Source organism: Embleya australiensis, from assembly GCF_051903075.1.
Classification (GTDB): Bacteria; Actinomycetota; Actinomycetes; order Streptomycetales; family Streptomycetaceae; genus Embleya.
In genome coordinates this window covers 6,778,419-6,797,373 of record NZ_CP182422.1, presented here as the reverse complement: position 1 = coordinate 6,797,373, position 18,955 = coordinate 6,778,419, and the positions used below count along the sequence as shown (strand labels likewise).

Sequence of the window (18,955 nt, the reverse complement as noted above, 5' to 3'; positions counted from 1 at the left end):
ATCAGGCGTCGCGTTCGGCGCGCTCCTTCAGGCCCTCCGCCTCCATCCGCAGGTAGCGCCGGGTCAGCTTGCCCGCGATCAGGCCGATCAGCGGGGTGAGCAGGCCGCTCTGGCGCAGGATCAGCTCCACCGTGACGCCCTCGTCGACCCGGATGCGGTGGTCGGCGTGGGTGGTCACCCCGCCGCTGCGCGACGTCCAGGTGAACGATCGCCCCGGTTCGCATTCGGTGACCACCCATTGCGTGGCGGGCAGTCGGGGCTGCTTGACCCGGACCCGGCTGCCGACGCCGAACGGCTCCCGGTCCAACCGGCGCACCTCGCTCATGGACGCGGTCCAGGTGGGCCAACGCTCGACGTCCATCAGGATCTCCCAGACCCGCTCGGCCGTCGCCTCGATGCGAATGCTCTCGTGGTAGGTCACCGTGTCCCCATTCCGCCGGCGCACGCGCCGGTCATCGTCGGCCCATCGTCCACACGAGGGGGTGGTGGGACAAGAGGGATGCGTGGGGATCCGGGGGGCGCGCGTGGAGCGGGCCGGGCGCCGTGCGGGGTGCCGACGGGCGCCGAGGTGGGTACACGGGGGCCATGAACGACGAGCGCACGGCGGCCCGGCTGCGGAACGCGCTGGTGGAGCGATTGCGGCTGGGCGGGAGTATCCGCACCGAGGCGGTCGCGAGCGCGATGGCCGAGGTGCCGCGCGAGGTGTTCATGCCCGGCGGCACCTCGCCGGCGCGTGCGTACGAGGACCGCGTGGTGGTGTTGTCGATCGACGCGCGCGGGTTGCCGGACAGTACGGTCAGCCAGCCGGCGATGATCACGCTGATGCTCGAACAGCTGGCCGTGCGGCCCGGGATGCGGGTGCTGGAGATCGGCACGGGCAGCGGCTACAACGCGGCGCTGCTGGCGCATCTGGTGGGGGCGACGGGCGAGGTGGTCAGCGTCGAGGTGTCCGCCGAGTTGGCGGGCGCGGCGGCGCGGCGGTTGGCCGGGCTCGGGATACATGTGGACGTGCGGGCCGGGGACGGCTGGGCCGGCGTCGCGGACCGGGCGCCGTTCGACCGGATCGAGGCCACGGTGGGTGTGCCGGATCTGCCGCCGGCGTGGGTGGAGCAGTTGGCCCCGGACGGGGTGCTGGTCGCGCCGATGTGGTTGCGGCCCGGGTTGGAGTTGGCGATCGCCTGGGAGCGGACCGAGGGCGCGGCGCTGACCAGCGTGTCGGTCGCGCGCTGCGGATTCCTCCAGTTGCGCGGGCCGCACGCCGGTCCGGGGCGCACCCACGCGCTGACCGGCGATCTCGCGGTGATCGGCGAGGATCTGCCGCCGGCCGCGTTGGACGTGCTGCGCGACCTGATCGATCACGGCGCGGTGGACGCGGGTCCGGTGCTCGGCCCGGTGGACGCGCGGCTGACCGGGTTCGCGCTGGCCGAGCCGCGTTCGGTGTTGTTCCTGGGGCATCCGGGCGACGGCACGACGTGGGGGTTGTTCGACCCGGAGCGGCCCGCGCTGGCGGTGTTGATGCGGGATCGCATCCTGGTCTACGGCGATCGGGACGCGGCGGTCGATTTGTACTACGGGGTGGCGGGCGCGCCGGTGGTGGATGCCGACCGGCTGCGGGTCGAGGCGGTTCCGGCGGGTACCGCCTTCCCGCCCGCACCGCGCCCTGACGGGCGGTCGTGGACGGTGGAGCGGGAGCGGTACCACTATCGGCTGACCGAGATGTAGGCCCCGCGCGCCGGTGGGCGAGGTGTTGTCGCGGCTACTGCTGCGGGAGCGCGCGAACGACTTGGCCGAAGCGGGCGGATCCGGTCAGGCTCGCGTGTTCGGGGCCCTTCCACTCGACCTCCAGCTCTTCCAGGATGCCCTCGTGCCACCAGAACATCCCGGTGGACAGGGGCTGTTGGTCCCGGGTCAGGCCCTGTGCGGTCTTCAGTACGAATCCGGCCATGCCCACCGTGCGCTGCGAGTTGAGCGGCAGCGCGAGCAGACCGTTGTCCACCGGCGCGCACACCAGGGCGCCGGCGCGCAGTGGGTCGCCGATCGCCTCGCCGAGGCGGAACAGTTGCGCCGAGCCGGGCCAGCTCTGGCCGAGCAGCGAGTGCAGCGTGGCGCCGGGGGAGATCTCCATCGGCGTGCCGCCGTAGCCCTCCATCCGGAGGTTGGTCGCGCCCTGGAGCCACACGTCCTCGACGGCCATCCCCCAGTGCTGCACCATCGGCGTCTCGATCGTGACCGCGGTGCCGTCCGGCCCCTTCACGCACGCCACGGCGACGATCTCGCCGCGCACGCCCAGCGGCCACACCATGCCCTGCGCGCCGAGGTGCGGGCCGGGACGGCTGATCATCAGCCGCAGATCCTGCCTGATCCGCTCGGGCGGCGCGCTCATCAGGACACCGCGCACGTCCTGTCCCCAGGCGGTGTTCTGCTGATTGCGCGACTGGCGACGAAACAACGCCACGAAAAACTCCTAGCAAGGGGGTGCCGACCGGCCCTGACAAGTCATAGTCAACACCGCCCCCTCAACGCAACATCCCCCGCACACCCCCACCTGCGGCTGAATCGGTAACCGGCCGCGCGACGAACCGTGGCCGGTGGCGCGGCGACGGGCGGCGGGCGAGCCGTGGGGAGCGGGCGCACCGGGCGGTCGGGGCGCGGGCCCCACCCGCCGGCCGCGGGCGGCGCGGCGGCAGCCGTTGGCGCGGTGGGCAACCCCGGCGGACGCCTGGCGGTGGGCCCCGCCGGCCGTCCGCCGTGGGCGGGGGGCGGTCGGTGGTTGGTGGGGTGGGGTCATGCCTGGTGGGTGGGGAGGATGATCAGGTGGCGGAGGTTGATGTGGCGGGGGCGGGTTGTGGTGTACACGATCAGGTCGGCCACGTCGGCCGGGGACAGGGCGCCGATCGTGTCGAACATGGCGCCGAGTTGGCCGGCCTCGCCGAGCGCGGCGTTGTCGATGTGCGAGCCGAGTTCGGTGTCGGTCAGGCCGGGCTCGATGTTGGTGACCCGGACGTCGCGCGGGCCCAGTTCGCTGCGCAGGGACGCCGACAGGTGGGTGAGCGCGGCCTTGGTCGCGCCGTAGACGGCGTAGTTCGGGAAGGTCACGTGCGCGCCGATCGAGGAGACGTCGACCAGGTCCGCCGTGCCGCCGTCGGCCGCCGCGGCGACCAGGTCCGCGGTGAACGCCCGGATGATCCGCAGCGCGCCGGTGACGTTGGTGTCGATCATCCGGGTCCACTCGTCGATCCGGCCGTCGTCGAGCGGGTTGGGCAACATCACCCCGGCCGCGTTGACGACCAGGTCGACGCGGCCCAGCTCGGTCCGGATCCGGGCCGCGCCCGCGTCCACCGAGTCCTGGTCGGTGACGTCGACCGCGACGGCGAGCGCCGTACCGCCGCCGGCCTCGATCTCGGCGGCGAGGTCCTTCAGTCGGTCCTCCCTGCGGGCCAGCAGGGCGACCCGCGCGCCGTTCGCGGCGAGTTGCCGGGCGGTCTCGGCGCCGATGCCGCTGGCGGCCCCGGTGACGACGGCGGTGCGACCGGTGAGCGCGGTGGGTGCGGTGTGGTTCATGGGGGGTCTCCCGGATTGATCCGTACTGCGTGATCTGCTGACTCGGATCACTGTGCCGCCGGGCCGCGCGGACACCCAGAGCACACGTTTACCTGGGTCCGGCGGTACCACCTTCGCGCCCGGTCGCCGCGTCGGGCGAGGGGCCGGCAGTAGAGTCCGATCATGAACACCACGTCCGCCGACACGTCCTTCGAGCAACTGGGCGGGTTTCTGCGCGCCTGCCGCGCCCGGGTCGGGCCCGAGGAGGTCGGCCTGCCCGTGTTCGGCCGCAAGCGGCGGGTGGCGGGTTTGCGGCGCGAGGAGGTGGCGCAGCTCGCCGGCGTGAGCGTCGACTACTACGTGCGCTTGGAGCAGGGCCGCGGACAGCACGTCTCGGACGCCGTGCTGGACGCGATCGGGCGGGCGCTGCGGCTGGATCCGACCGAGTACGCGCACATGTGGGATCTGGCCCGGCCGACCCGGGTGAGTGTGCGTCGGCCGGCGCCCTCGACCGCGCGGCCGGGTGTACAGGTGCTCCTGGACCGGATCGACGCGCCGGCGTTCGTGCTGGGCCGCTGCATGGACGTGGTGGCGTGGAACACGATTGCCGACGCGCTGATGGGGTTGAGCGCGATGGCGCCGCACGCGCGCAACATGGCGCGGCACGCGTTCCTGGCCCCCGACGCGCACACCTTCTATCCCGAGTGGGAGCAGGTCGCCGCCGACACCGTCGGGTATCTGCGCCTGGACGCCGCGCGGCACCCCGGGGACACCCGAATGGCCGCCCTCGTCGAGGAGTTGTCCGCCGGCAACCCGCGCTTCCGCCCGCTGTGGGACGCCCACCAGGTGGCCGAGAAGACGCACGGCACCAAACGCCTGCGCCCCGCCGGCGGCGACCCCGTGGACATCACCTACGAGACGTTGTCCCTGCCCGGGGATCCGGATCTGCTGCTCGTCGTCTACACCACCGGCCCGCGTGCCGAGCCGGTCCGCGCGGAGGCGGGCGCGGCGCTCGGCCGGGCCTGACCGCCGGCCCCGGCCCGGTCCCGTCCGCCCCGGCGCGACCTACGCGCTCAGTTCGCGGTCCAGGGGGACGCGGAATCGCGGAGTGATGTGAGTGCCCTCCAACCACGAGGTGTGCCGGGCCACTTCCGCCTCGATCGCCTTGGTCGCCTCGGGGTCGAGGTCGACCAGGGCGCGCCAGACGAGGTCGCCGTCGGGGCGGGTGGACCAGCCGCCGACCACGCGGCCGTTCCACCAGACGGTCGGGCCGATGTTGCCCATACGGTCGAACAGGTGCTCGCGCAGCGCGGGCGTGATGTACCAGTCGCGGGACTTCCAGCCCATCGGGGTGGCGTCGAGTGCGGGCAGCAGGGCCGCCCACGGCTCGGGGGCCGGCTCGGGCTCCTCGTCGCCGGGCAGCACCCAGCCGGTCGTGCCGTCGTCCAGCCCCACCTCGACGGCCCGGACCGCGGCCAGGGCGTGCCGCACGTCGGCCGTCGTCCAGCCCGTCCACCACTTGAGGTCGTCTGCCGTGCCGGGCCCGAAGGCGGCCAGCCAGCCGCGCACCAACTCGGCCTTCGCCTCGGTTTTTCCGATCTCGGGCAGCGGCGGCATGGTCGTGTAGCGGAAGCGGCTGGAAAGCCACGACCCCTGCGGCTCGGCCCGGACGATCCGGCCCTCGCAGGAGAGGGTGAACAACAATCGCGTGGACACCCCCTGGTTCGCCTCGTACGGCTTGCCCACCGCGACCCGGATCTGGGTGCGCAACAGCGGTACCCGCGCGCCCAGTTCGATCGCGGTGGCCTCGCCCATCCCGGCCAGCGCGGCCACCGTGTCCGCCTCGACCCGCTCCAGCCACGCCTCGTCGTAGCCGCCGGACGCGAGGAACTGCAGCAGCACCCGGCGCTGCGTGACCGCGACCGCGTCGGTGCTGGAACGCTGGACCACGTGAACGAGTTCGCGCGGGACCACGTAGACGGTGCGCCGCATGCCGGGCATCCGCACCAGGCTGCGGTCGGTGTACAACGCCCGCCGGACCTCGGCGACGGACGGTTCGGCCAGGCGCGCGCAGGTGGACACGTACACCGTCGCCGGGTCGGTGGCGTGCAGCAGGAGCACGGACCGGACCGCGTCCTCCGCGTGCGCGGCGCGCGCGCCGGCCGCCAGTCGGTGCCGAGTGCCCAAACGCGCTCGTCGCTGGTCGTCGGTGATCCGTGGCAACGCAGAGGTCATGCGCCGACCATAGGGGTCCGATGTGACATGTGGCCGGGAATCGTACGGCGCGGCGATTCCGGATCGCCTTACCGTGACGGGGTCGGGACACGAAAGAATCAAGCGTCGAGTTTTTCCGGTATCACCGCACGTCCGTGTGAAGGAGTCACCATGCCGTCTGCGGGGTCGTCCCGATTCGATTGGCGTCGCCTGACGCCCGCCCGTCGGGCGCCGAGCGCGGGAGGTCCGCCCCCACCGAAATCCGGGAACAGTCTGGTGATCGGGGCGGTGATCGTCGGGGTGATCGTGATCCTGGTGTGGTGGGTGCTCTCCGGCGACGACGACAAGAACGACAAGAAGAACGCGTCGAGCACCGTGTCGCCCGGCGCGTCCGGGTCGGCGAACCCGTCGGCGAGCGGGACGGCCGTGCCCTCGCCCACCTCGACGGTGAAGATGGCGGTGATCGCGCGCCAGGCGATCGGCCTGGAAATACGCGAGAAGCCGGGCAAGGGCAAGACCATCACCGAGGTGACCGCGGGCACCCAACTGACCGCGACCTGCCGGGCCAAGGGCGCTGCCCCCGTCTACGGCTGGCGCGGTGGCAAGAGCGACCAGTGGGTGCTGGTGACCACGAGTCAGGGCGCGGGTTACGCGCCCGAGGCGTGGTTGGAGACCACGGGGTCGGTGAAGGACCTGCTGCCGATGTGCTGATCGTGCGCACGCCGGGGTGGGCCGGCCGGTGTCGAGCGCCGTACGGTCACCGACGCCGGCCGGCCGCCGCGCATTCGCTCGCGGCCGATCACCCAGGGGGCGACCGGGGTTCGCGCGACCAGCCAGGCGAACCCGGCCGACCCGGCGGCGACCACGGCCACGAGCACGATGGTGTCCACCGCCGGCGACCACGGCAACGCGGCGGCGAATCCGCTCAGTTCCAGCAGCCGCAGGATCATCGGGTGCACGAGGTAGACACCGAAGGCCAGTTGCGCCCCCAGCGCGGCGGCCCGCCGGCCGGGCACGGGTCGGCGGGCCCGTTCCCAGCGGCAGGCCAGGGCGTACAGCGCGATCACCGCGACCGGGCCCCACAGCAGGCTCACCGGCTGGGTGGCCATCGACGCGGTCGCGGTGTCCCGGCCACCGGCGACGGTGTGCCGGTACCACAGCCAGGTCAGCGCGAGCATGCCGAGCGTGCCGGCGCACACGGTCCGGGTGTGCCCGACGATCCACGCGTGGAAGGCGTCCAAGTGCACCGCGGCCAGCGCGCCGGACAGGACGAAGAACCCGTAGGTCGGCAACAACATCCCGCCGTGCGTGCGGTACCACTCCAGCGGGCCGCTCAGTGGGGTGGGGTGGAACAGCACCACCAGCGCGGCGAGTTGCACCGCGGCGGTGACCACGAGCAGCGGCAGATGCCGGCCGGTCGTGACCCGGACCAGCTTGAGCAGGAGCGGGAACAGCACCGCGATCTGGAGCGAGACGAGCAGGAAGTACAGGTGGTACCAGGACCCGCCCCAGACGATGCCGCCGCGCAGGTCGCCCAGCGCGCCGGGCAGGTCGTCGCGGATCCGGGCGTGGTCGCCCAGTGTCCAGTACGCGGTGGACCACAGCAGATACGGCGCGCCGAGCAGCTTGAACCGCCTGCCGAGGAAGGAGCCCACGCGCAGCGGCCGGTGGTACGCGCTGTGGAAGAGCACGAAGGTGCTGACGAAGAAGAACACCGCGCGGGTCGCGTGCAGGACCAGTTGGGTGAAGGCGGGGCCCTCGCCGGGGAACGGGTAGGTCACGCCGATGACATGCACCACGATCACGCACAGGAAGGCGATGTCGCGGATCAGGTCGACCCGGTGCAGGTGGGGTCGGCGGCCGGTCGCGGACGGATCGGTCCGGGCCGTCGGGCCGGGCGGCTCGGCGGGCGGGCGTGGGCCGGCAGAGTCGGCCGGCGGGCGCGCGGCGGCGGCCGTACGGTCCGGGGCGCTCGCCGGGCGGGCGGGTCGGGTGCGCTTGTCGAAGGTGCCGAAGGAGACTGACATCACCGGACGCCTGCCCCGACCACGCCGATCCGCTCACCGCCCGCCCGATGTTTTCCCCGGGGCGCGACCGGCGGTCGCGCCCTCCCCACCGGGTGCGAGCCGGATCGAACCGCAGGACGCGGGGTGCCACAACGCGGAAAGTCCATGTAGGCAGCATGGACGTGCTTCATGAGTGAATGATTAAAGCCGTCCGAGGGTGGCCTTGACGTTGCGTCAGGTTCGGGCAAAACCCGCCGGCGCGCCGCGAGGACCGGGCGCGCCGGGGGGACCATCGGTGGGCTGCGGGGTGGAGCGGTCGGCGCCGCGTTCGGGCCGTCGCCGGTCAGCCGCCCGGGGTCGGATCCGGGACGAACACGGCCCGGTCCCGGTGGAAGGTCATGGTGCCGGCGGTGGAGCCGTCCCAGCCCAGGCCGCCGGGTTCGTAGCGCTTGCTGACGGTGGCCCACCACAGGTTGGACGTCATCACGTGGCCGACCTCGTCGAGATAGGCGCGCATCCCCGGCTCCCCGCCGTGCGGGCCGGCCATGATCCGGTCACGCAGGTCGAGGAACTTGCGTTCGGTGGCGTCGATCAGGCCGCAGATCTTGTTCATCGCCCCTTCGAGGTCGAGCCCTTCGGCCTCGCCGAGGTAGTAGACCAGGTTCACCCGGTCGTCCATGACCAGTTCCTTGCGATAGGAGACCAGGTCGTTGATCAGCGTGTAGCCGTCGATCGCGGTGTCGTGGATGGCCACCATGTCGGCGGTGCGGAACGCCTCCTGGGACAGCGCCACGCCGGGCACGCCCTCCTCGGCGAACCCGAACAACCAGCGCACCCCCAGGCTGTGCCGGCGGTCGTCCATGTACGTGTCGTAGTCGGATATCCCGGCGTCGCGCCAGCTCTCCAACTCCGTGGTGAACCCGTGTGCGAAGTCCTCCATGTAGGAGACGAATCGAATCCAGCGCGCGGGCGGCATGCGCTCGCGCAACCAGGAGAAGTCCTCGCGCAGGGGGGTCGAGCCGTCCCCCCAGCCGAGCAGGTCGGCCATGAAGCGGCCGAAGACGTTGCGGGTGGCGAACGAACTGCCGCCCAGGCCCGCCTTGTCCACGAGACTGTTCTCGATGCCGATCAGATAGTTCATCACCTTGGCCGTGGTCAGCGCGAGTTCGTAGTCGGCGTGCGGAACGGACAACGACACCAGCAGCGTTCCGTCCACGTTCTTGTCTATCCGGGCGGCGTCGCCCGCGTACGCGAAGCCGAGGTGGCGGTGGGCCCACCAGCGGGACTCGCGCATCAGCCGGTCCGTCTCCGGATGGAACGTCATCGGCAACAGGTTCGCGAGCTTCGGCAGGTGGAAGCTGATCGGGAGGTCGACGACGGTCGGTGTGCTCACGCCGGGCTCCTTTCGCCGGTCTGCGTCGGGGTATTCCTGCCCCCACCGCGCGATCCGGCGGAACCGGGCGCGGGGGCACGCAGGGCTGAGGGGTACGCCGACTGCGCGCCGGGGCCCCGCGGGGCGCTCGGGCGGCGCGTCCGGGCGGCCAACCGACTGCCCAGGTGGCCGAGGGCCAGCAGGGTGAAGTGGTCGGCCAGACTGGGGATCACGTACAGGAACGGCCGGGTGCCCAGCATGTCCGGCACCGAGTCGATCCCGCCATCGGCGCGTTGTGCGCTCAACAGGTACTCGACGCCGCGCGCCGCGGGGCGGGCGTCGGCCTGGCGGCACAGCGCGATCAGCGCGTACGCGGTGCTGATCGCGTCGCTGGGGTCGCCGGGTTGTTGGCCCCAGCCGCCGTCGCGGTTCTGCCCCTCGCGCACCGCGGTCAGCGCCCGCTTGACGGTGGCCCGGTAGGCGTCGGGTCCGCACGCGTCGGTGGCGAGGAGGGCGCGGAAGATCGCGTGGTAGCGGCTGCGGCTCCAGTCCGGGTCGAAGGTGCCGTCGGCGTGCTGCGCGGAGGCCAGGAACCGGCGTGCGGCGGTGATGCGTTGCACGTGCCGGGGCGCGCGTACGCTCAGCGCGTTGATCGCGGCCGCGGTCATGCACGCCTCCGAGGGCGCGCCCGCGATGTACGTGGGGAAACCGCCGTCGGGACCCTGGTAGGACCACAGGGCGCGTAAGCCGCGGTCGATCGTGCGCCGGTAGCGCAGCGGGTCGGTGGCGTGCAGGAACTCGATCGCCACCGAGGTGTCGTCGACGTCGGCGAGCGCCGCGGCGTCGGTGTACGACCAGCCGCCGTCCACCCGTTGGCGCGCCGCGAGGTGGTCGCCGATCCGGCGGCGGACCTCCATCGGGGCACCCGACGCGTCCAGCGCGACACCCGCGGTGACCGCGCACCAGGTGTCCGTGTCGGTCACGAACGGCACCCCGCCGTCCACCCGTTGGTGGACCAGCGCCTTGGCCACGCCGTTGACCAGCACACCGTCCAGGTGCGGCCGCCCGACCAGCGCGTGCAGCACCAGGAGGTGCACGAGCAGATTGCCCTCCCAGACCCCCGACGCCTGCTGGGTGTCCACGAGCAGGTGCACCTCGGACTCGGCGATCTCGTCGGCGTGACCGGTCAGATCGGCCGACGCGACCTTGAGCGCGATGGTCTGCACGTGCGCCCACGGGTGCAGGTTCCCGGTGTCGAACGCGCTCGGGTCGAACGCACGCCGGAGCGCGCTCCGGGGTGGGCCGAGCAGGGCCAGCACCGTTTCGAGCAGGACCCGCTTGCGCGCGTTCAGGAACGCCGGCGCCCGCTGTAGGAAGCGGTCGAGCAGGGCGTCCGTGCCGTGTTCGGCAAGGTCGTCGGGGTGGCGTAAAGCGATCGTCGCGAGCAGCCGATCGAGCGGTTCGGCGTCGTCGGGGAGATCGGCGAGGAACCGGGCGACCCGACGGTGGTGGTCAAATTCGATCCCGGTGCGCTCCAGCAGGCGCAGCAGCAGCGCCGATTCGAGCACGCGGCTGCGGCACGGGCTGCGCACCGCCCCGTCGGGTTGCACCGAATCCGCGACCCGGCGACGCAGCCGCGCGGTGGCCACGGGGAGCTCCGGCACGAACATGTCCGCAGGCCACCCCGGCATCCGGGTTTCTCGCACGCGCATCGGTCAGCGCCTCCCCCATACGTCCTGTCGCAAGCTGTGCCGTTGTGTCGGTAGGGCGCCGAGCGGGGGTTGGGGTGACGCGATCGGGGTACTCGGCGCGGAATGCACGCCCCGGCGGATGAGCGTCCCCGTCGCCCGGTCCGGGTGTGTTCCCAACACGAAATCACCCGAAGGTGTGAATGCGGAAGCCTGTACTCGTTTGTTGTCTGAATTAGTGAGTAATCGCCATCAAATGTGCTGGAAATGAACGGCTATTGACTGCACTTCAGGTGGCCGGGAGCAGTCCTTCGAGCCCGGGGGCGGTCCTGGAGGGCGCGAATTCGACAACGTCGTAGGTGGCCGCACCCGCCTTCCGGAAGGGGTCCTCCGCGAGCACGGCGTCGAGCGCGGCCCGGTCGTCGGCGCGGGCCAGGATCACCCCGCCGGTGCGCGGGATGCGACGCCCGGAGGCGAGCAGGGTGCCGTCCGCGTAGTACCGGTCGAGCCATTCGAGGTGGCCGGGCATGAGCGCGTCGATGTCCTCGACGGGGACGACGTAGGTCAGCGTGATCACGAACATGACTCGATCGTAGGGCGTGGCGAGAGGCCGGGTGCGGGCTACCGCGCAAGAGAGCGGGGCGGGATTCGGGCGGATCGCGGGAGGGGGGTCGAGGCGGGACGGGGTATATTGCGGGCCGTTTCGGGGCGTTTCGACACAGCGGCGGTGATTCCGGAACGCGGGGTGGAAGTTCCGCGTGGGGACGGGAATGTCGGGCGGGGAGTGCGGGTTGTAAGGGGCGGTCGGTGAGATCGGTGCCCCCGGGCCCACTCATAGCCACTGCGGACTACCGTTCGGCTGGAGCCGCAGTGAGCCTTTCGCCGCGAGGCGGCCCGTCTCACCGACCGTCTACGTGAGCGGCCCCCGTCGGGTCCGGTCGGCGCGACGAAGGTCGCGGTACCGGGTGCGCGGGGCTCGACTTCGGTCGATCGGGATTGGCCGCTCGACCGTTTCGAAGATCAAGAGGCGTCGATAACGTGACGCTCATGCGCAAGTTCCTGGACATTTTCGGATTGTTCCTGGTCCTCCAGGGCGTCGGTGGGATCGTTCACCACTTCGTCGGTTGGTTCCGGGCCTGGGGACTGCTCGCCCGACAAGCCTTTTTGCACGGCTATCAGCTGCCGGCGAGCTTCGCCCTGATCGTGCTCGGGTTCGTGGTGTGGGTGCTCGGTGAAACGCTTTTTCCCACCGAGGAGGAGAAGCAGAAAAAGGCGTCCTCGAAATCCGCCGTCGAGGATGTACGGCGGAAGGAGCACTGATAAAGGGGTCGACTCGCGTGGCGGGTGTGATCCGGTGGGCCGGGGGTGGCGGCGCACCGCCGGCGCGGGCGCTGGGCCTCGCGGGGAAACGTCTTGTTGGAGCGGGGGTGCGTGGGCCATCCTCGGCGCATGATCATTCCCGAGACCAAGAGTTGGACGTGGGTTCTCGACACGTCCTGTCCCGACTGCGGCCTGGATACCCCGGCCGTTCCGCTCGCCCGGATCCCCGCCCTGACCCGCGCGAACGCCGCCGCGTGGCACGAATTGCTCGTCTCCGGCGGCGACGAGTTGCGGGACCGGCCGAATCCGGACACATGGTCCCCGCTCGAATACGCGTGCCATGTCCGCGACGTCTTCGTGCTGTTCGACGAGCGGCTACGGCTGATGTTGACCCGCGACGCCCCGGATTTCGCAAACTGGGACCAGGACGCGACGGCGATCGAGTCGCGCTACGCCGAGCAGGACCCCGCACGCGTCGCGGCCGACCTCGCGGCGGCGGGCGGCGCCTTGGCCGACGCGTTCGCGGCGGTGGCCGACGACCAGTGGTCGCGTACCGGCAACCGCAGCGACGGCACGGTCTTCACGGTGGAGTCCTTCGCCCGCTACTTCATCCACGACCCGGTCCACCACCTGTGGGACGTCACGGGCGTGCGGGCGGATTGAGCGGCCAAAACCCGTGCGGGGTATCCCCCTCCGTGCGCGGGACGGGCGGGCTCGTCGGGGGACGGCTGGTGAGTTCGCGGAGCAGGGCGTCGGCCACCGCGTCGCGGACCGCCGCCTCGGTCGGGACGGGGCGGCCGGCCTCGGCGGCGAGTTCGGCCAGCGAGGTCATCGTCGTGTCCGGGAGCGCACACGCGGTGAACGTGGTGAACGCGCTCAGGTCGGGGTCGATGTTGAGCGCGAAGCCGTGGCTGCTGACGCCCCGTCGGATCCGCATCCCGATCGACGCGAGCTTGCGGTGGTCCGGGGTCCAGATCCCGACCAGGCTCGGCGCACCCGCCGGGGTCTCGCGCCGTACCGCCGGGAAGCCCAGCGCGTCGAGCGCGGCGAGCAGGCCGTTCTCCACCCTGCGCACCAGGTCGCCCGGGCCCAGGGCGCGGACGTTCACCACCAGGTAGCCGATCAGCTGACCCGGCCCGTGGTAGGTGGCGTGTCCGCCCCGGTCCACCTCGACCAGCGGGATCGGCGAGACCGGGTGCGGCAGGTCCGCGGCGGGGGTACGCGCGCTGTAGGTGATCACCGGGGGGTGGGTGAGCAGGAACAGCCGGTCCGGCGCGGTGCCCCGCTGCCGCTCGGCGACCCAGCGCGCCATCTCGGTCTGCGCGAACGGGTAGGCGAGCCGACCCAGGTCGACCCGGACCGGCGCGCCGTCCTCGTGTACCTGCGGCGACGCCGGTATGCCGTCAGCCGTGTCGATCGACATCCGTGCTCTCCGATCGTTGCCGGTGGTGAGCCGGCCGGTTCTCGGGCCGACGGCGCCAGCGCATCGCGGTCGCGTCGGCCAGGTCGATGAAGTCGGCGTCCGGGAAGACCTCGGCGTAGCGCTCGCGGTACTGCGCGCGGGTGAGGTAGTGGTGGGACATCAGGTGGTCCAGCCAGGCCGTGCCGGTGCGGAAGCGGTACAGCCACCAGGCGTCCCGGACGCGCAGCCGGCGCAGGTCCCGGGCCAGTTCGCGGACGGCGAGGAGCACGTGTTGCCGGCGCGTCACGGCGGGCTCGGTGGCCACGTCGTCGACCAGGACGAGTTCGCCGCCGGGGCGGACCAGCGACCCGAGATGGGTGAGCGCGGCGGTCAGGTCCGGGAGATGGTGCAGCGTGCCGATGCTCAGGACCAGGTCGAAGCCCTCGGCGTGGTGTACGTCCAGCAGCGAGGCGACCTCGTAGCGGACCCGCTCGTGCGACCGGCGAACCCTCGCGACCTCGATCAGCGGCGCGCTCACGTCGGCGGCCACCACCTCGGTATAGGAGCCGGCCAGGGCGAGCGCGTGCCGGCCGGAGCCGCACCCGGCGTCCAGAGCACGGTCCCCGGCGAGTTCGAGATCGGCCAGCCAGTCGCCGAGAGGGTCACACAATCCGGCATACCGGTCGTAGTCGCCCGCGAACGCGTCGAATGATCGGGGATCGGCCTTGAGCGGTTTCATTGACTTGGTCAAGAATGGCTTGCGTGTCCCGAACCACGTACGGGTTCCGAACCATCCATGGGCCCCGATCCGGGCACGCACCGCCGACCGGATCCGCGCCCCGAACCACCGACGCGCCACCGGACGTTCGTCCTCGACCGGCGTGCGGACGCTCGCCCGATCGGCGACCGGACGCGCCACGCCGATCGTCGGCGCCGGGATCGCATCCGCGCTCTTCGGTAGCCCGGTCGCCCGGTCGGACGCCGTGCGACTCGCAGTCCTTCGCCCCTCCATCATGCCGAGGATGACGCCCCCATGTCTTTCGTACTCGTCGACAAGCCCCGCCCCCACGTCACGCTCATCACCCTCAATCGACCGGACCGCATGAACGCCATGGCCTTCGACGTCATGGTCCCCTTCCGTGAGGCTCTGGAAGCAGTGAGTTCCGACAACGATACGCGTGTCGTCATATTGACCGGTGCGGGGAGGGGGTTCTGTTCCGGTGCGGATCTGGAGAATTCCGGACGCATCCCGGGGGTCCAGGGCCTGACTCGGACGAGCATCGCGCGCCGCTCGATGGAGATCCTGGACGACGTGATCCTCGGGCTGCGCCGGCTGCACCAGCCGGTGATCGGCGCGATCAACGGCCCCGCGATCGGCGGCGGTTTCTGCCTCGCCACCGCCACCGACATCCGAATCGCCTCCGACACGGCCTACTTCCGGGCCGCGGGCATCAACAACGGACTGACCGCGAGCGAGCTCGGAATCAGCTATTTGCTCCCCCGGGCGATCGGGTCGTCTCGGGCATTCGAGATCATGTTGTCCGGACGGGACGTGGACGCGACCGAGGCCGAGCGGATCGGACTGGTGTCGCGCGTGGTGCCGGGCGAGCAATTGCTCGACGACGCGTACCGACTCGCCGAGCGCATCATCGGGTTCAGCCGAGTGGGGGTGGAGGTGACGAAACGGTTGCTGTGGTCGGGCCTGGAGGCCGGCAGCATGCACTCGCACATGGATCACGAGGGGCACGCCCAGTTGTACGTCCGGCTGACCACCGAGAACTTCGAGGAGGCCATTCGGGCGCGCCGGGACGGGCGGCGACCGGAGTACCGGGATTGAGGCAGGGATTGAAGCCGGATCGAGGCAGGGATCGAGGCAGCGGTCGAGGCGCCGAAGGGCGATCGCACCGAGGAGTCGGTGGATGTACGGCCGGGCGCGGGCATGGAATCGACGCCGTGTCGGTGTCACATGTCGGTAATTGGTTGGTGCGGACTTCACACGTTGAGTGAATGTTGAACATGTGTTGACCGGGAACGGGCAAGCTCAGGCTCATAGTGCGGCGGCCCGGTCGGATCCGACGGGGCCGCCGGGCACACCACGGGGGTGTGAGCGAGAAGCGAGGAGATTTTCCGTGCCACACGGAAGGAACGACGAACTGGCCGCCGTCACGGCACTGCTGCAACGGACGCGCGCCGGTGACGGCGGAGCCGTCGTGCTGCGCGGGGCCGCGGGGACGGGCAAGACGACGCTCCTGGCCGAGGCGGTGTGGGCGGCCAAGGGCATGACCGTCCTGCGGACGAGCGGACCGCGCGGCGGCGGCGCCCTCCCCTACACGGGCCTGCGCCGACTCCTCGCCACGCTGCACCCGCGCATCGGCCGACTGCCGCACACCAGGGCCCAGGCGCTGCGCACCGCCCTCGGCCTGGCCCCCGGCGCCGCCGACCGCACCGTGGTCGCCGCCGCCGCGTGCTCCCTGATCGCCATCGCGGCCCGCGAACAACCGATCCTGGTCCTGGTCGACGACGCGCACTGGCTCGACGCGGCGTCGGCCGCGGTGGTGGCGTACATCGCGGCCCGCGCGGAGGGGCTGCCGATCGCGGTGCTGCGCGCCACGCGGGAGGGGGCGGGCGCCGCGGCGGAGGGTGCCGAGTCGGATACCGGAGTCGCCGGGGCCGACGGCGCCGCGGGGGCCGGGCTCGTCGAAGCGGATGGGCGGCGGTCGGAGCGGGCCGAAGCGGGGGCGTCCGGTGGGGCGTTCCGAATGGGTGCAGCCGAGTGGGTGAGCGACTCGGGGGCGCGCGGCGCGGCGAAGGGCGCCGAGGACGACCCGGCCGCCACGCGAGGGACCGAGCACGTGGCCGCCGCGGAGTCCGCGGCCGGTCCCGCCGGTTCGCGGGATGCGGACACGGACGAGGCGACTCGTAGGGCCGAACAGGCGACCGACGCCGAAGCCACGACCACCCACGACGGGGCCGCCCCGGCCACGTGTGACGCGGGTAGTTCGTCCCGAGTGGCGGCGGAGGCCACCCGGGACGAACTGCCCGAGGACGCCCGGCAGACGAGCGGGGCAGGGCGGGGAGACGGCGTCGAGGCGCGGACCTGCGACCGGGCGGGTGGCGCCGAAACGGGCGCGCGGGCGGGTGACGCGGCCCGGCGCGACGGCGACTTGGTGGTGGGTGCGGGCGACGGGGCGGCGGCCACGGATGGTCGGCGGGGCGAAGCGGCCGACGGTGACGTGCGGATGGGGCGTCCCGCGAGGGGCGGGGCCGGCGGTGCGGACGGCGTGTTCGCGGCGTCGGCGGCGCGGCGTACGACGGACGGGTCCCGTTCGGGTGTCGGGTTCGAGGCGAACGAGGCTGCCGGGCTGGAGGCTTCGGGCTCGGGCTCGGGCTCCGGCAGCGGTGGGCGGTCGGGGCGGGCCACCGGTACCGACGTCTTCTGGGGTGGCGGTCTCGAGGCCGGCACGGACGCGGACACCCGGAGCTCGGGCGGCGGCACCGGTACCGGCGTCGGGAACGACCGCCGGTCCGAGTCCGCGCGGGCCGCGCGGTCGGGCGTCGACCGTGACCACGATCGGGTGACGGCGGGTACCTCGTCCGGGTCGACCGTCCGGAGCGGCGAGCGATCGGGTGCCGGCCGCGTCGCGAGCGGCGGCGGGCCGGCGGCCGGCCTGCCCGAGGAGGCGCGCCGACTGCTCGCGTTGGCCGCGCTCGAACCGGCCGCCGACCTCGACCAGTTGGCCGTCGCCGGACGGCGCATCGGCATCGGGCGCGGCGCACGACTCGCCCTCCTGCGGGCCGACCTCGTCGACACCACCGAGCACCGGGTGCGCTTCCGCAACGCGTCGGCGCGCGAGGAGGTGCGCCGTTCGCTCAGCGCGGCGGAGCGCCGCTCGCTGCACGGAGCACTGGTCTACGCCGCGAGCGGCGCCCTCGCGTACCGGCGTCCCTGGCATCTGGCCGCGCTCGCCACCGGCCCCGACGCCGATCTCGCCGCGGCCCTGGAGGCCGGCGCGGGCCGTACCCGCCGCGAACTCGGCGCCGGCGCCGCCGCGGCGACGTGGGAGCAGGCCGCCCGGCTCACCGCCGACCGCCCGACCGCCCGCCGCCGCTTCGTCGCCGCCGCGTACGCCGCGTGGGAGGCCGGCTTCCCGGTCCGCGCCCGCACCCTGCTCGACACCGCCGACGCCACCGATGTCGAGGGTGTCGCCGACGAGGGCTCGTCGGCGCACTCCTCCGGTACCGCGATCCGGCTCCGCGCCGCCCTCCGGCACGCGGAAGGACATCGCTCCGAAGCGGGCGCGCTGCTCTTGGACGCGGCCCATGGTCGCGCCGCCCTCCTGCTCGCCGCCACCGGCGCCGCGTGGGAGGCGGGCGACCGCGCCCGCACCAGCCAGGCCCGGACCGCCCTGGCCGCACTCCCCCTCGCCTCCGACGACCCGCTGCGCACCGTGGTCGCCGCGCTCGGCGCCGACGGCGTCTCCCCCGCGATGGTCGCCCCGGCCACCCGGGCCCGGCTGTACGGCCTGGGCATCGCGCTCTGGGAGGTGACCCCGCTCGCGGTCCACGCGGCGGCGACCGACCAGGCGGCGTACGAGGTCCTGCTCGACGAGGCCGCCGTGCTGCGCACCCACGGCGCGCGGGGCGCACTCGCCGCGGCGCTGATGCCACTCGCCGTCGCGGGCGCGCTGTCCGGCCGGGCGGTCGAGGCCGAGACCCACGCCGCCGAGGGCCTGCGCCTGGCCCGCTCCACCGGCCAGGGCACGCTGGCCGCCTGGTTCCTGGCCGCGCTGTCCATGGCCGCGACCACCCAGGGCCGCATCGCCGAGGCCCGCGACGGCGCCTGGCAGGCCCTGCGGCTGACCGGCACGCAGGGCCTGACCCCGGTCGGCGCCTACGCCCTGTACGCCCTCGCCGTCGTCGAACGCGCCGAGGGTCGTACCGAGGCCGCCTGCGAACTCCTCGCCACCGCCCTGGCCGCCCCCGCCGGCGCCCTGATGGAGGTCCGCATCCGCGCCGAGTTGGCGACCGCCGGTCCCAACCGCACCGGCCTCGCCGCCCTGCCCCCACGCCCCACCCACCCCCAACTCCCGGCCCTGACCCTGACCGGCCGCATCCCCCGAACCCCCCAACTGGCCGCCGGCAACGGCGCCTGACCCCACCCCGCTCGGCGGTCCGGCCGGCTCTCGGCCCGGTGGCCGCGGCTCGTCACCGCCACCTACCGGGCGGCGTTCGACCGGGTCGAGGGCGGACCGCCCGACGGCCGAGATCACCTTCGGCCTCGAAGGCGCTCGGGTCGGCACCCGGAACGGCCGCATCGATCGGGCGGGGGAACGGCTGATGCGGATCGTCGAGAAGATCGTGGCTCGGCACCGCGCCACCCCGGCGTGGCCACGGGCCGACCGTCGCGCGTCGT

Annotated in this window: 17 protein-coding genes and 1 pseudogene; 8 read left to right on the top strand and 10 right to left on the bottom strand. The window is 72.8% G+C overall.

Translation table 11 applies throughout. The features are described from left to right. Position 1 precedes the first annotated feature (1 nt). Entirely contained in the window at positions 2-421 is a 420-nt protein-coding gene (locus tag ACMXN5_RS29350; protein WP_439677768.1) for an SRPBCC family protein, read from the bottom strand. Between the two features lie 164 nt (positions 422-585). Here ACMXN5_RS29350 and ACMXN5_RS29345 point away from each other — a divergent pair, with 164 nt between their 5' ends. Next, positions 586-1,722 carry a methyltransferase domain-containing protein gene (locus tag ACMXN5_RS29345; protein ID WP_439677767.1) on the top strand — a complete coding sequence of 379 codons (1,137 nt, stop codon included), beginning with the start codon at positions 586-588 and terminating at the stop codon, positions 1,720-1,722. Positions 1,723-1,756: 34 nt separating this feature from the next. Here the strand turns inward: ACMXN5_RS29345 and ACMXN5_RS29340 are convergent, their stop codons facing one another. After that, entirely contained in the window at positions 1,757-2,455 is a 699-nt protein-coding gene (locus ACMXN5_RS29340; protein ID WP_395790393.1) for a hypothetical protein, read from the bottom strand. Between the two features lie 329 nt (positions 2,456-2,784). Continuing rightward, a complete protein-coding gene (locus ACMXN5_RS29335) occupies positions 2,785-3,561 on the bottom strand; it encodes an SDR family oxidoreductase (RefSeq protein WP_439677766.1) in 777 nt (258 codons plus the stop codon). A gap of 162 nt (positions 3,562-3,723) precedes the next feature. On the opposite strand from ACMXN5_RS29335, the gene ACMXN5_RS29330 reads away from it, so the two are divergent. Beyond that, entirely contained in the window at positions 3,724-4,566 is an 843-nt protein-coding gene (locus tag ACMXN5_RS29330) for a helix-turn-helix transcriptional regulator (RefSeq protein WP_439677765.1), read from the top strand. 39 nt (positions 4,567-4,605) lie between these two features. Here ACMXN5_RS29330 and ACMXN5_RS29325 read toward each other — a convergent pair whose 3' ends face one another. Next, entirely contained in the window at positions 4,606-5,775 is a 1,170-nt protein-coding gene (locus ACMXN5_RS29325) for a winged helix DNA-binding domain-containing protein (protein ID WP_439677764.1), read from the bottom strand. Between the two features lie 255 nt (positions 5,776-6,030). Between ACMXN5_RS29325 and ACMXN5_RS29320 the strand changes: the two genes are divergently transcribed. Then, positions 6,031-6,465, top strand: coding sequence for a hypothetical protein (locus ACMXN5_RS29320; protein ID WP_439677763.1), 435 nt, complete (start codon positions 6,031-6,033; stop codon positions 6,463-6,465). On the opposite strand, the gene ACMXN5_RS29315 is transcribed toward ACMXN5_RS29320, so the two are convergent. From ACMXN5_RS29315 to ACMXN5_RS29300, 4 genes are all read right to left on the bottom strand, one after another. Continuing rightward, positions 6,402-7,781, bottom strand: coding sequence for an acyltransferase (locus ACMXN5_RS29315; protein ID WP_439677762.1), 1,380 nt, complete (start codon positions 7,779-7,781; stop codon positions 6,402-6,404). The two genes, ACMXN5_RS29320 and ACMXN5_RS29315, sit on opposite strands and share 64 nt — an antisense overlap. A 322-nt stretch (positions 7,782-8,103) precedes the next feature. Further along, positions 8,104-9,153, bottom strand: a complete 1,050-nt coding sequence (locus ACMXN5_RS29310; RefSeq protein WP_380001576.1) for a terpene synthase family protein — start codon at positions 9,151-9,153, stop codon at positions 8,104-8,106. Then, positions 9,150-10,802 carry a prenyltransferase/squalene oxidase repeat-containing protein gene (locus ACMXN5_RS29305; RefSeq protein ID WP_439677761.1) on the bottom strand — a complete coding sequence of 551 codons (1,653 nt, stop codon included), beginning with the start codon at positions 10,800-10,802 and terminating at the stop codon, positions 9,150-9,152. Before ACMXN5_RS29305 ends, ACMXN5_RS29310 begins: the two co-directional genes overlap by 4 nt. A gap of 307 nt (positions 10,803-11,109) precedes the next feature. Then, on the bottom strand, positions 11,110-11,403 hold the full coding sequence (locus ACMXN5_RS29300; protein ID WP_439677760.1) for a YciI family protein: 294 nt from the start codon (positions 11,401-11,403) through the stop codon (positions 11,110-11,112). 464 nt (positions 11,404-11,867) lie between these two features. Between ACMXN5_RS29300 and ACMXN5_RS29295 the strand changes: the two genes are divergently transcribed. Further along, a complete protein-coding gene (locus tag ACMXN5_RS29295) occupies positions 11,868-12,140 on the top strand; it encodes a hypothetical protein (protein WP_439677759.1) in 273 nt (90 codons plus the stop codon). 129 nt (positions 12,141-12,269) lie between these two features. After that, positions 12,270-12,803 carry a DinB family protein gene (locus ACMXN5_RS29290; RefSeq protein WP_439677758.1) on the top strand — a complete coding sequence of 178 codons (534 nt, stop codon included), beginning with the start codon at positions 12,270-12,272 and terminating at the stop codon, positions 12,801-12,803. On the opposite strand, the gene lipB is transcribed toward ACMXN5_RS29290, so the two are convergent. Continuing rightward, the gene (gene lipB, locus ACMXN5_RS29285) at positions 12,781-13,563 is read right to left on the bottom strand and encodes a lipoyl(octanoyl) transferase LipB (RefSeq protein ID WP_439677757.1); all 783 of its coding nucleotides are present in this window, start codon (positions 13,561-13,563) and stop codon (positions 12,781-12,783) included. The genes ACMXN5_RS29290 and lipB overlap by 23 nt on opposite strands. After that, positions 13,544-14,293, bottom strand: coding sequence for a class I SAM-dependent methyltransferase (locus ACMXN5_RS29280; RefSeq protein ID WP_395790416.1), 750 nt, complete (start codon positions 14,291-14,293; stop codon positions 13,544-13,546). Before ACMXN5_RS29280 ends, lipB begins: the two co-directional genes overlap by 20 nt. Before the next feature lie 282 nt (positions 14,294-14,575). Here ACMXN5_RS29280 and ACMXN5_RS29275 point away from each other — a divergent pair, with 282 nt between their 5' ends. The 3 genes and pseudogenes from ACMXN5_RS29275 to ACMXN5_RS29265 form a co-directional block, all read left to right on the top strand. Next, positions 14,576-15,379: an enoyl-CoA hydratase gene (locus tag ACMXN5_RS29275; protein WP_439677756.1), complete on the top strand. Its 804-nt coding sequence runs from the start codon at positions 14,576-14,578 to the stop codon at positions 15,377-15,379. A 292-nt stretch (positions 15,380-15,671) separates the two neighbouring features. Then, positions 15,672-18,695, top strand: coding sequence for an AAA family ATPase (locus tag ACMXN5_RS29270; RefSeq protein WP_439677755.1), 3,024 nt, complete (start codon positions 15,672-15,674; stop codon positions 18,693-18,695). Positions 18,696-18,801: 106 nt separating this feature from the next. Continuing rightward, positions 18,802-18,936: pseudogene (locus ACMXN5_RS29265) on the top strand (TetR family transcriptional regulator); the annotation flags it as partial. Positions 18,937-18,955: the final 19 nt, after the last annotated feature.

Excerpts from the sequence above, each read along its gene's own strand:
- lipB (WP_439677757.1), bottom strand. The coding sequence starts at position 13,563 with ATGTCGATCGACACGGCTGACGGCATACCGGCGTCGCCGCAGGTACAC.
- ACMXN5_RS29330 (WP_439677765.1), top strand. The coding sequence starts at position 3,724 with ATGAACACCACGTCCGCCGACACGTCCTTCGAGCAACTGGGCGGGTTT.
- ACMXN5_RS29290 (WP_439677758.1), top strand. The coding sequence starts at position 12,270 with ATGATCATTCCCGAGACCAAGAGTTGGACGTGGGTTCTCGACACGTCC.
- ACMXN5_RS29335 (WP_439677766.1), bottom strand. The coding sequence starts at position 3,561 with ATGAACCACACCGCACCCACCGCGCTCACCGGTCGCACCGCCGTCGTC.
- ACMXN5_RS29300 (WP_439677760.1), bottom strand. The coding sequence starts at position 11,403 with ATGTTCGTGATCACGCTGACCTACGTCGTCCCCGTCGAGGACATCGAC.
- ACMXN5_RS29275 (WP_439677756.1), top strand. The coding sequence starts at position 14,576 with ATGTCTTTCGTACTCGTCGACAAGCCCCGCCCCCACGTCACGCTCATC.
- ACMXN5_RS29325 (WP_439677764.1), bottom strand. The coding sequence starts at position 5,775 with ATGACCTCTGCGTTGCCACGGATCACCGACGACCAGCGACGAGCGCGT.
- ACMXN5_RS29305 (WP_439677761.1), bottom strand. The coding sequence starts at position 10,802 with ATGTTCGTGCCGGAGCTCCCCGTGGCCACCGCGCGGCTGCGTCGCCGG.
- ACMXN5_RS29345 (WP_439677767.1), top strand. The coding sequence starts at position 586 with ATGAACGACGAGCGCACGGCGGCCCGGCTGCGGAACGCGCTGGTGGAG.
- ACMXN5_RS29315 (WP_439677762.1), bottom strand. The coding sequence starts at position 7,781 with ATGTCAGTCTCCTTCGGCACCTTCGACAAGCGCACCCGACCCGCCCGC.
- ACMXN5_RS29295 (WP_439677759.1), top strand. The coding sequence starts at position 11,868 with ATGCGCAAGTTCCTGGACATTTTCGGATTGTTCCTGGTCCTCCAGGGC.